This window comes from Pseudoruegeria aquimaris (assembly GCF_900172235.1).
GTDB lineage: Bacteria > Pseudomonadota > Alphaproteobacteria > Rhodobacterales > Rhodobacteraceae > Pseudoruegeria > Pseudoruegeria aquimaris.
The window spans coordinates 1-10869 of the sequence record NZ_FWFQ01000048.1 but is presented as its reverse complement, the minus strand read 5'-3'; the positions used below and the strand labels follow the sequence as shown (position 1 = coordinate 10869).

The window sequence follows — 10869 nt, the reverse complement described above, 5'->3', positions numbered from 1 at the left end:
AACGTCCGCGTGGTCAGGACCGTCGACCGAGACCTCTACCGCGAACGCAACAAGGTCGAACGGTTCTTCAATCGTCTCAAACACTTCCGCGGCATCGCAACGCGATACTTCAAAACCGCAGCAAACTTCCTCGCCGCACTTCACCTCGCTTGCTCAAGGCTCTGGATCAGACATTATGAGTCCACGACCTAGGCGGCTCGCGCGCAATCCGTTTCGCGCTGGCCCCACGCAAAAAGGGCCGCCCTAGGGCAGCCCTTTCCGAAGCGTTGCGATGGCGCCCGTCAGCCCAGCGCGCTGTCGCAGCGGGCGCAGGTGCCGGGGTGGGCATGGGAGCCGACGTCGGGCAGGATCTTCCAGCAGCGCTGGCATTTCTCGCCCTCGGCCTTCTCGAACACGACACCCACGTCGGCGACCTCCGGCAAGCGGAAGGCCTCCGGCGGCAGCGGATCGCCCGACAGCGTGAGATCCGACGTGATGCAGACATCGGCGAAATCCACCGTCTTGAGAAGCTCCAGCACCTCGGTATCGCGCACGTGGACCACCGGCGCCGCTTCCAGCGAGGCCCCGATGACCTTGTCGGTGCGCTGCACTTCCAGCGCCGCCGTCACCACGCGGCGCACGCGGCGCAGGGCGGCCCATTTCGCCGCCAGCGGCTCGTCGCGCCAGTCGGCCGGCGTTTCGGGGAAATCCTGCAGGTGCACCGAGCTGTCCTCGCCGGGGAAGCGGTCGAGCCAGACCTCCTCCATCGTGAAGGGCAGGATCGGCGCCAGCCAGGTGGTCAGGCGCTCGTGCAGCAGCGAGAGCACCGTGCGCGCGGCCCGGCGGCGCGGCGTATCGCCGTCGCAGTAGAGCGCATCCTTGCGGATGTCGAAGTAGAAGGCCGAGAGATCCACCGTGGCGAAGTTGAAGATCGCCTGGAAGACGCCCTGGAAATCGAACTCCGCGTAGCCCTTGCGCACGTGGTGATCCAGCTCCGCGAGGCGGTGCAGCACCCAGCGCTCCAGCTCGGGCATCTCGGCCGGATCGGTGCGGTCGGCCTCGGTGAAATCGCTGAGCGAGCCCAGCATGAAGCGCATGGTGTTGCGCAGGCGGCGGTAGCTGTCGGCCACGCCCTTCAGGATCTCCGGGCCGATGCGCTGATCGGCGGTGTAGTCCGTCTGCGCCACCCAGAGCCGCAGGATGTCGGCGCCGTACTGCTTGACGACGGCCTCCGGCACGATGGTGTTGCCGAGCGACTTGGACATCTTGTTGCCCTTCTCGTCCAGCGTGAAGCCGTGCGTCACCACGTTGCGGTAGGGCGCGCGGCCCAGCGTGCCGCAGGCCTGCAGCAGCGAGGAATGGAACCAGCCGCGGTGCTGGTCGGTGCCTTCCATGTAGACGTCGGCGATGCCGTCCTCGGTGCCGTCGGGGCGGTCACGCAGCACGAAGGCATGGGTGGAGCCGGAATCGAACCACACGTCGAGCACGTCGAAGACCTGCTCCCATTCATCCGCGTCGTAGCCCTCGCCCAGGAAGCGCTCCTTCGCGCCTTCCGCATACCAGGCATCCGCGCCCTCGGCCTCGAAGGCGGCGGCGATGCGGGCGTTCACCTCGGGATCGCGCAGCAGGAAATCCGGATCGGTGGGAAGCGCGCCCTTCTTCACGAAGCAGGTGAGCGGCACGCCCCAGGCGCGCTGGCGCGACAGCACCCAGTCCGGGCGGGATTCAATCATCGAATACAGGCGGTTGCGGCCCGACTGCGGCCACCATTTCACCAGCTTGTCGATGGAGTTCAGCGCCCGCGTGCGGATCGTCTTGCCCATCTCGTCCTGGCCGTCGCCCACTTCGCGATCCACGCTGGCGAACCACTGCGGCGTGTTGCGGAAGATCACCGGCGCCTTGGAGCGCCAGGAGTGCGGGTAGCTGTGCTTGACCCGGCCGCGCGCGATGATGCCGCCGGCCTCCACCAGCTTGGCGATGACGGCGGTGTTGGCCTTGCCTTCCTTGCCCTTGCGATCGAAGACCTGCAGGCCCGCGAAGAAGGGCACATGGGGCAGGAACTCGCTCTCTTCGCCGACGTTGTGGGTCATGCGGTCGAGCCAGTTGCGCTTCAGGAAGCATTCGTAGTCGTCCGCGCCGTGGGAGGGCGCGGTGTGCACGAAGCCGGTGCCGGCGTCATCGGTGACGTGATCGCCGTCGATCATCGGCACGTCGTAATCCCAGAAGCCATCGGCGCCGTCGAGCCCGGCGAAGGGGTGGGCGCAGACCAGCCCCGCCAGTTCGTCGGCCGCCACGTCCCGAACGCGGGTGAAGGAGGTGACGCGGGATTTGCCCAGGGCGTCCTCGGCCAGCGCGTCGGCCAGCAGGTAGAGATCGCCCGGTTTCGTCCAGCTTTCCTCTTCGGTGGCCTCCACCCGGTAGAGCCCGTAGGCGATCTTCGGGTTGTAGGCCACGGCGCGGTTGGAGGGGATCGTCCAGGGGGTCGTCGTCCAGATCACCACGCGGGCCCCGGCCAGATCGCCGGTGGCGTTGCGGAAGGCGAAGGGCACCCAGATCGTGTGGCTCTGGTGCTCGTGATACTCGATCTCGGCCTCCGCCAGCGCCGTCTTCTCGACGGGCGACCACATCACCGGCTTGGAGCCCTGGTAGAGCGTGCCGTTCATGAGGAACTTCATGAACTCTTCCGCGATCACCGCTTCGGCGTGGAAATCCATCGTCAGGTAGGGATCGGCCCAGTTGCCGGTGATGCCGAGGCGCTTGAACTCCTCGCGCTGGATGTCCACCCAGCCTTCGGCGAACTTGCGGCACTCCTGGCGGAAGGCCACCACGTCCACGTCATCCTTGTTCTTGCCCTTGGCGCGATACTGCTCCTCGATCTTCCACTCGATCGGCAGGCCGTGGCAATCCCAGCCCGGCACGTAGCGTGCATCGAAGCCCATCATCTGGTGGGAGCGCACGATCATGTCCTTGATCGTCTTGTTGAGCGCGTGGCCGATGTGGAGGTGGCCGTTGGCGTAGGGAGGGCCGTCGTGCAGCGTGAAGGGCTTGCGGCCCTGCTTCTCGCGCAGGCGGTCATAGACTCCGATCTTCTCCCAGCGTGCCAACCACTCGGGCTCGCGCTTGGGCAGGCCCGCGCGCATCGGGAAATCGGTTTTCGGGAGATTCAGCGTGTCTTTGTAGTCGGGGGTTTCGGCGCACATGTCCGGCAATGTCCTGTCAGGAAGGGTTGCGATCTGCTTCGAAGGTCGGCGCGGCTGCCCATGCGCCTTTGCCCGGCGGCTCTGCTGCTCAGAGCGCCGGGTTGGTAATTCGAATGATGATCGCGAAACGGCTCATATCGGAGACGGCTTATAGGCCCCTGCCCCGAGCAGGTAAAGCGCGGCTTTTGTCGCGCCGCGGGGGGCGCTGCCCCCGCCGCCCTTGCGGGCGCCTCCCCCGGGATATTTGCGGACCGAAGTGGGCCCATCTTCCGGCTGCAAGCATCCACGGGGCGCGGGGCGGCCAGCCCCGCGTTTCAGGCGGCCGCCCGGCGGCGTCAGAGTTGCGCCATGACCTCGTCGGAGGCCTCGAAGTTGGTGGTGACGGTCTGGACGTCGTCGTCGTCTTCCAGCGCCTCCACCAGTTTCATCAGCGCGCGCAGACCTTCCACGTCCAGTTCGGTGGTCGTCGTCGGCTTCCAGATCAGCTTGGTGGATTCGGATTCACCCAGCTCCGCTTCCAGCGCGGTGGAGACCTCGTTGAGATCGGTGTCGGCGCAGTAGATGATGTGCCCGTCCTCGGAGCTTTCCACGTCTTCCGCGCCGGCCTCGATGGCGGCCATCATCACGGTGTCCGCATCCCCGACGCTGGCCGGGTAGGTGACGGCGCCCTTGCGTTCGAACATGAAGCCGACGGAGCCGGTTTCACCGAGGTTGCCGCCGTTCTTGGAGAAGGTGGAGCGCACGTTGGAGGCGGTGCGGTTGCGGTTGTCCGTCATCGCCTCGACGATCACGGCCACGCCGTTGGGGCCGTAGCCCTCGTAGCGGATCTCGTCGTAGTTCTCGGCGTCGCCGCCCTGGGATTTCTTGATCGCGCGTTCGATCACGTCCTTGGGGACGGACTGGGACTTGGCTTCCTTCACCGCGAGGCGCAGGCGCGGGTTCTTGTCCGGGTCCGGGTCGCCCATCTTCGCGGCGACGGTGATCTCTTTCGCCAGCTTCGAAAAGAGCTTGGATCGGGCCGCATCCTGCCGCCCTTTGCGGTGCTGGATGTTGGCCCATTTGGAATGGCCTGCCATAGGGTATCTCCAACCGGTGTTTCTTCGCGTCGGCCCTCTATATGTCAGAGCGCCGAAAGGGTGCAAGGGGGGCGCCTACAGCGGCCAGATCAGCGGGATCACCGCCGAGACGAGCATCCCCATCGTCAGGTTCAGCGGGATGCCCACCTTCAGGAAATCGGCGAATTTGTAGCCGCCGGGGCCGTAGACCATCATGTTGGTCTGGTAGCCGATCGGAGTGGCGAAGCTGGCCGAGGCCGCGATCATCACGGCCACCACCAGCGGGCGGGGATCGAAGCCGAGCGCCGTGGCCAGGCCGATGGCGATGGGGGTCACCACCACGGCGACCGCGTTGTTGGAGACCAGCTCGGTGAGCACGCTCGTCAGCAGGTAGATCGCCCAGACGATGAGGAAGGGCGGCAGATTGCCGAGCGCGGGCGCCACGGCCTCCACGACGAGGCTGACCGCGCCCGAGTTCTCGAGCGCCGCGCCCACCGCGAGCATCGAGAAGATCAGCGCCAGCAGGCGGCCGTCGATGAAGGAGAAGGCCTCTTCGGCGTCGATGCAGCGGGTGAGCAGCACCACCGCCACGGCGACGACCGAAAGCGCGAGGATAGGGGCGACGCCGAGGCCGGCGAGCGCGACGATGCCCACGAGGCTGCCGATCGCGATCGGGGCGTGACTGCGGCGGTAGGCGCGGTCGGAGGGTTTGGAGATGTCCACGAGGCCCATGTCGTGGGCGAGGCGCTGGATGTCCTCCGGGGCGCCCTCAAGCAGCAGCGTGTCGCCCACGCGCACGACCAGATCGTCCAGCTGGCGGCCGATGTTCTGGTTGCGGCGGTGCACGGCCAGCGGGTAGACGCCGTAGCGGCGGCGCAGGCGCAGGGAGCCGAGCGAGCGCCCGATCATCCGCGCGCCGGGCGAGATCAGCACTTCCACGGTGGTGGTCTGCACCGAGGAGAGCTTGTCCACCATACGCACGTCCTTGCTCTGCTGAAGCCCCAGCAACTCGCTCATCTCGGTGCGCAGCACCACGCGGTCACCTGCCTGCAGCACCACCGAGGCGAGATCGCGCCGCAGCGAGGCATCGCCGCGCAGCACGTCAACGAGGCGCACGCCGTCGCGGCGGAACAGGTCGATCTCCTGCACCTTCTGCCCCACCAGCGCGCTGCCGTCGGGCACCGCCACCTCGGTGAAGAACTTCATCTTCGCGCGCCCCGACAGCAGGTTGGCCATCGAGGAGCGGTCGGGCAGCAGTTTCGGGCCCAGCAGGTAGAGGTAGAGCATCCCGTAGCAGACCACCACGAGGCCGATGGGGGTGACCTCGAAGATGGAGAAGGGCTCAAGCCCCTGCGCGCGGGCCACGCCGTCCACCAGCAGGTTGGTGGAAGTGCCGATCAGGGTGAGCGTGCCGCCCATGATCGCGGCGTAGGAGAGCGGGATCAGGAACTTGGAAGCCGATTTGCCCAGCCGGTTGGCCAATTGCACGAAGACGGGGATCATCACCACCACGACCGGGGTGTTGGAGACGACGGCCGAGGCGAGGATGACGAAGCCCAGCAGCGCCGCCACCGCGAGCTTCGGACGGGAGGCCACGTTGCGCTCGGCCAGCTGCGTGAACCAGTCCAGCGCCCCGGTGCGCACCAGCGCCCCCATCACGATGAACATGCAGGCGATCGTCCAGGGGGCCGGGTTCGACAGCACCGCCACCGCGCCGGCGTAGGGCAGGATGCCCAGGATCATCAGCGCCGCGACACCGCCGATGGCGACAACCTCGGTGGGGTAGCGCTCGGTGAGGAACATCACGAACATCGCGGCCACGACGGCAAGGCTCAGCAGGGCTTCGATGAAAGGGGGAAAATCCAGGAACGTCATTCGGTTCGGGTCTCAAATCAGGCTGCTTCTTTTCGCCCACCGCCCGCGTCCGGGCAAGCGTTTCCTGCGATTTCAGGCGCAATTCGGGGGCAAAAAGGGCGCTTTTTCGCGCGTTTATGCAGCGAAGGGGCGGATTTTGGGCGGGAGCGCGGGAAGGCGGGCACCGCCCGCCCGGTTGCCGCTCAGGCGGGGCCGGAGGCCTCCAGCCGGCCGCCCACGCGCACCATCTTCACGGCCGTGGCCTTGCCGGTGCGGTCATCGGTTTCCACGTAGAGCCCGCTCAGCGTGGCCTCGCCCGTGGCCGGGGTGAAGCGGCCCTTGGACATGCCGGTGACGAAGCGGCGCAGCGGTTCGGCCTTTTCCATGCCGATCACCGAGTTGTAATCGCCGCACATGCCGGCGTCGGACTGGAACGCGGTGCCGCCGGGCAGGATCTGCGCGTCGCCCGTGGGCACGTGGGTGTGGGTGCCCACCGCGACGCTGACCTTGCCGTCCAGCCAGTGGCCGAGGCCCATCTTCTCGGAGGTGGCCTCGCAGTGGATGTCCACGAGGCTGGCCTGCACCAGCCCGCCGAGCGGATGGGTCTTCACCACCTGCTCGATGGCCGAGAAGGGATCGTCGAAGGGGCGCTTCATGAACACCTGGCCGAGGATCTGCGCCACCAGCACCTTGCGGCCGCCCTGGGCGTTGAACACGCGAAAGCCCTTGCCGGGGGCGCCCTTGGCGAAGTTGATCGGCCGCAGGATGCGCGGCTCCTTCTCGATGAAGGTCAGCATGTCGCGCTGGTCGAAAGCATGATCGCCCAGCGTGATGCAATCGGCGCCGGCGGCGAGAATGTCCTGCGCGTGGGCGGGCGAGAGCCCGTTGCCCGAGGTGGCGTTCTCGCCGTTCACCACGACGAAATCCAGCTTCCACGCCTCGCGCAGGCCCGGCAGGCGTTCCTTGATCGCGGCCCGGCCGGCCCGGCCGACGACATCTCCGAGAAATAGCAGCTTCATGGCTCCTGCCTTAGGGGCAGCGGGCGCCCGGCGCAACCCGGAAACCGGCCCGGCGGGCGGCAGGACGGCGCGTCAGAAGCGCAGGATCCCGGCATCGGTGATGATGGCATCCAGCGGCTGGTCCGTGGGCTCCAGCGGCAGGTCATCGGCCTGCTGCGCGGCATAGGCGAAACCGAAGGCCAGCACCGGCCCGCGGGCGCGCAGCCCCTCCAGCGTGCGATCGTAGAAGCCGCCGCCGTAGCCCAGCCGCCCGCCGCGGGCATCGAAGGCCACCAGCGGCACGATCAGGATCCGCGGCGTGATCTCGGCGCCATCGGCGGGGATCAGGGCCCCGAAAGCCCCCTCCTCCATGGCGCAGCCCGGCGCCCATTGCCGGAACACCAGCGGCCGGCCTTCCCCGAGGATCACCGGCACGCCGACGGCCGCCCGCGCGGCATGGGCCGCCATCACCGGCAGGGGGCTCACTTCCGTCCGGATCGGCATGTAGCCCGCGAGCGGCTGGCCGGCGTGTGGGGCCAGCGCCTCGGCAAGATGGGCCTGGGCGGCCGCGTCCCGCCCGGCAGCATGGGCGGCCTTCCGGCGGGCGAAAGCGGCCTTGCGCGCGGCGGCCTTGGCCTCGGCGAGGGCCTCCGGTGTCACAACAGCAGCCAGCTGGCAAGCGAGAGGAAGCAGAAGAAGCCCACCACGTCGGTCACGGTGGTGACCAGCGTGCCGGAGGCCAGCGCCGGATCGATCCCGACCTTCTCGAGCCCCAGCGGAATCGCGATCCCGGCCAGCCCGGCGACCACGAGGTTGAGCCACATCGCCACCGAAAGCACCACGCCCAGCATGGCGCTGTCGAACCAGAGCCAGCCCACCGCACCGAGGATCACCCCGTAGAGCAGCCCGTTGAGGAAGCCGACGGCGGTTTCACGCATGACCACGCGCCAGGCGTTGGCGCCGGTCAGATCGCGCGTGGCCATGGCGCGCACCGCCACGGTGAGCGATTGCGTGCCGGCATTGCCCCCCATCGAGGCCACGATCGGCATGGCGATGGCAAGCGCCACGATCTGGTCCACGACATCGGAAAACAGCGCGATCACCGCCGAGGCGAGGATGGCCGTCAGCAGGTTCACGAAGAGCCAGCCGAAGCGCTGGCGCGCGGTTTCGAGGATGGTGTCGGAGAGGCTGCTGTCGCCCACCCCGGCCATCAGCATCATGTCCTCCTCGTGTTCTTCGTCGAGCACGATCATCGCATCGTCGATGGTGATGACGCCGATCAGCCGGTCGTCATCGTCCACGACGGGCATGGAGATCAGGTGATACTGGTTGAACAGATAGGCGACGTCGGCCTGGGGGCGGGTGGCCTCCACGGTGCGGAAACTGTCTTCGAACAGCGCCTTGAGCGGCGTCTCCCGCGGCGCCGAAAGGATCGAGCCCAGCGTCACGTAGCCCACAGGACGCAGGCGCGGGTCCACCACGATGACGTGGTAGAACTGATCCGGCAGATCCTCGGCCTCCCGCAGGAAATCGATCGCGTCGCCGACGCTCCAGTGCTCCGGCGCCATGACCACTTCGCGCTGCATCAGGCGGCCGGCGGAATCCTCGGGGAAGGCGAGCGACTGCTCCACAACCGCCCGGTCCGCGCTGTCGAGGGCTTCGAGCACGGCTTCGGCCTGCTCGCCCTCCAGATCCTCGACGAGGTCCACCACGTCGTCGGATTCCAGATCCCGCACGGCCTCGGCCAGCTCCTCGGGCTCAAGCTGGTCGATGACCTCCTCGCGCAGCCCCTCGTCGAGTTCGGAGAGGATGTCGCCGTCGAGCCCGCCCATCAACTCGAGCAGCGCGGCCCGCTCGCCGGAGCCCACCTGCTCGATCAGGTCGGCGACGTCGGCGGCGTGCAGATCGTCCAGAAGCGCGTCGAGCCTTACCTTGTCGCCGGCCTCGACGGCCTCGCGCACCTGGGCCAGGAAACGTTCGTTCAGAACGATGTCTTCTTCGTCCTCACCCTCGTCGTACCGGGGTTCCGCGATCATGCCAGCGCCTCCTCATCCAGGGTGGATTCTGCCCGTTGCCCCTCGGTTTAGACAAAACTCTTTCAAAGAAACAGGGGCAAAACGATGATTTACGCCCGCGCGGCCGGGGCTTAGAACGAAGCCATCTCAAGGAGGTTCCATGGCCGGCCAAACGCTCCTGCTCGGGCAGACGCTGCAGTTCACCGATGATCCCTTCCACGCACCGCTGGAGGAAGCGGCACGTCACGTGCGGCGCGGCGGCGTGCTGGTGGAGGCGGGCCGGATCGCCGATCTCGGCGAGGCCGAAGCCCTGCGCAGCGCCCACCCACAGGCCGAGGTGGTGGATCACGGCGATCTGCTGCTGAGCGCGGGGTTCGTGGATGCCCACGTGCACTACCCGCAGACGGGCATGATCGCGAGCTGGGGCAAGCGGCTGATCGACTGGCTCAACAGCTACACCTTCCCCGAAGAGGGCCGGTTCGGCGATCCCGCCTATGCCGCCGAGATCGCCGCGCGCTACTTCGATCTGATGCTGGCCCACGGCACGACGAGCTGCTGCTCCTTCACCACCGTGCACCCCGAAAGCGTGGACGCCTTCTTCACCGAAGCCCTGCGCCGCAACCTGCGCGTCGTCGCCGGCAAGACCTGCATGGACAGGAACGCCCCGGAATTCCTGCGCGACACGCCGCAGAGCGCCTACGACCAGTCCAAGGCGCTGGCGGAGAAATGGCACGGACAGGGCCGGCTCTCCTACGCCATCACCCCGCGCTTCTCCCCCACCTCGACCCCGGATCAGCTCGCCGCCCTCGGCGCGCTCTGGGGCGAGCGGCCCGATCTCCTGATGCAGACCCACCTCAGCGAGCAGACCGACGAGATCGAATGGGTGATGGGCCTGTTTCCCGAGCGGCGGGACTACCTCGACACCTACGAACACTTCGGCCTGCTGCGCGAAGGCGGCCTCTACGGCCACGCCATCCACCTGACCGACCGAGAGAAGGACCGCCTGAAGGAGACGGACGCGGCCCTGATCCACTGCCCGACCTCCAACACCTTCATCGGCTCCGGCATCTTCGACATGGACGGGCTCACGCAAGCCGGCCACCGCGTCGGCCTCGCAACCGACACCGGCGGCGGCTCCTCCTTCTCCATGCTGCGCACCATGGCGGCGGCCTACGAGATCGGCCAGCTCAACGGCGCGCCGCTGCACGCCGCCCAGCTCTGGTGGCTGGCCACCCAGGGCTCCGCCCGCGCCCTGCGGATGGAGGATCGCATCGGCAACCTCGCGATCGGGGCCGAGGCCGACATCATCGCCGTGGATCTCGCCTCCACCCCCGCCATCGCCCAGCGCAGCGCGCGGGCGGAGGATTTCTGGGAGACGCTCTTTCCAACGATCATGATGGGCGACGACCGCGCCATCCGCGCCACCTACGTGGCCGGCCGCCCGGTGGCCTGACGCCCCTTTCACGGGGCTCTGCCCCGCACCCCGAGGTATTTGTCGCGAGAGGAAACGGGCCACTTTGTTCCGGAAATATCCCGGGGGAGGCGCGCCGGAACGGCGCGGCGGGGGCAGCGCCCCCTAGGTCGTGGACTCATAATGTCTGATCCAGAGCCTTGAGCAAGCGAGGTGAAGTGCGGCGAGGAAGTTTGCTGCGGTTTTGAAGTATCGCGTTGCGATGCCGCGGAAGTGTTTGAGACGATTGAAGAACCGTTCGACCTTGTTGCGTTCGCGGTAGAGGTCTCGGTCGACGGTCCTGACCACGCGGACGTT

At 67.5% G+C, this 10869-nt stretch carries 9 protein-coding genes; 2 read left to right on the top strand and 7 right to left on the bottom strand.

Features of this window, described 5'->3' with window-relative positions:
• Nucleotides 1-192, top strand: a 192-nt coding sequence (locus tag PSA7680_RS18145) for a transposase (protein ID WP_217808310.1), incomplete at its 5' end; no start/stop codon positions are given.
• 89 nt (nt 193-281) lie between these two features.
• Here the strand turns inward: PSA7680_RS18145 and ileS are convergent.
• From ileS to mgtE, 6 genes are all read right to left on the bottom strand, one after another.
• The gene (gene ileS / locus PSA7680_RS18140; RefSeq protein ID WP_085870074.1) at nt 282-3179 is read right to left on the bottom strand and encodes an isoleucine--tRNA ligase; all 2898 of its coding nucleotides are present in this window, start codon (nt 3177-3179) and stop codon (nt 282-284) included.
• Nucleotides 3180-3514: 335 nt separating this feature from the next.
• Entirely contained in the window at nt 3515-4255 is a 741-nt protein-coding gene (locus tag PSA7680_RS18135) for a YebC/PmpR family DNA-binding transcriptional regulator (RefSeq protein ID WP_085870073.1), read from the bottom strand.
• Nucleotides 4256-4330: 75 nt separating this feature from the next.
• Entirely contained in the window at nt 4331-6109 is a 1779-nt protein-coding gene (locus PSA7680_RS18130; protein ID WP_085870072.1) for an SLC13 family permease, read from the bottom strand.
• A gap of 182 nt (nt 6110-6291) precedes the next feature.
• Nucleotides 6292-7107, bottom strand: coding sequence for a TIGR00282 family metallophosphoesterase (locus PSA7680_RS18125; RefSeq protein WP_085870071.1), 816 nt, complete (start codon nt 7105-7107; stop codon nt 6292-6294).
• A gap of 72 nt (nt 7108-7179) precedes the next feature.
• The gene (locus tag PSA7680_RS18120; protein WP_085870070.1) at nt 7180-7746 is read right to left on the bottom strand and encodes a 5-formyltetrahydrofolate cyclo-ligase; all 567 of its coding nucleotides are present in this window, start codon (nt 7744-7746) and stop codon (nt 7180-7182) included.
• Complete coding sequence (gene mgtE, locus PSA7680_RS18115) at nt 7743-9122, bottom strand: magnesium transporter (RefSeq protein ID WP_085870069.1); 1380 nt, start codon at nt 9120-9122, stop codon at nt 7743-7745. The genes PSA7680_RS18120 and mgtE overlap by 4 nt, the downstream gene beginning before the upstream one ends.
• 139 nt (nt 9123-9261) lie before the next feature.
• Between mgtE and guaD the strand changes: the two genes are divergently transcribed.
• Nucleotides 9262-10554 (top strand): guanine deaminase, encoded by a 1293-nt coding sequence (gene guaD / locus PSA7680_RS18110; RefSeq protein ID WP_085870068.1) that lies wholly within the window; start codon nt 9262-9264, stop codon nt 10552-10554.
• Between the two features lie 123 nt (nt 10555-10677).
• On the opposite strand, the gene PSA7680_RS18105 is transcribed toward guaD, so the two are convergent.
• Nucleotides 10678-10869, bottom strand: a 192-nt coding sequence (locus PSA7680_RS18105) for a transposase (RefSeq protein ID WP_217808310.1), incomplete at its 5' end; no start/stop codon positions are given.

Bases quoted from the DNA above. Each gene is read 5' to 3' on its own strand.
- ileS (WP_085870074.1), bottom strand. From the start codon at position 3,179: ATGTGCGCCGAAACCCCCGACTACAAAGACACGCTGAATCTCCCGAAA.
- PSA7680_RS18135 (WP_085870073.1), bottom strand. From the start codon at position 4,255: ATGGCAGGCCATTCCAAATGGGCCAACATCCAGCACCGCAAAGGGCGG.
- PSA7680_RS18130 (WP_085870072.1), bottom strand. From the start codon at position 6,109: ATGACGTTCCTGGATTTTCCCCCTTTCATCGAAGCCCTGCTGAGCCTT.
- PSA7680_RS18125 (WP_085870071.1), bottom strand. From the start codon at position 7,107: ATGAAGCTGCTATTTCTCGGAGATGTCGTCGGCCGGGCCGGCCGGGCC.
- mgtE (WP_085870069.1), bottom strand. From the start codon at position 9,122: ATGATCGCGGAACCCCGGTACGACGAGGGTGAGGACGAAGAAGACATC.
- guaD (WP_085870068.1), top strand. From the start codon at position 9,262: ATGGCCGGCCAAACGCTCCTGCTCGGGCAGACGCTGCAGTTCACCGAT.